Annotated in this window: 1 protein-coding gene; it reads right to left on the reverse strand. The window is 51.7% G+C overall.

Annotated elements, in window-relative coordinates; genetic code table 11:
* The coding region (locus IV91_RS16380) for a hypothetical protein (protein WP_035418891.1) at positions 1-219 on the reverse strand (219 nt) is incomplete at its 3' end.
* Between the last annotated feature and the right edge of the window lie 75 nt (positions 220-294).

The raw sequence follows: 294 nt of genomic DNA on the forward strand, positions 1-294 counted from the left end.
CACAGGCGCAGCCAAGGCAACCGCTGTGGCCAGGTTCTTCCCCTTCCGATCCTGGCGCTTCCATGCCGGAAGTTGAGTTCCATAGGCTTCGGCCCATTTCTCCGCGATGCCACCCACCTTCTCGGCGGGGACGATGAAACTGGTCCAAACGGTATAGCCTCGAATGTGGTGAAACAAAACAGCCTTCAGCGCCGGAGTGATGTCATCGTAGATCTTCATGGGTGTTCCCCAAAATAAATCAGATACCTACTTAACGTATCAAGAGCCCATACGATGACAACAATTCAAATTTAT

This window comes from Ferrovum myxofaciens (genome assembly GCF_000735045.1).
Lineage (GTDB): Bacteria > Pseudomonadota > Gammaproteobacteria > Burkholderiales > Ferrovaceae > Ferrovum > Ferrovum myxofaciens.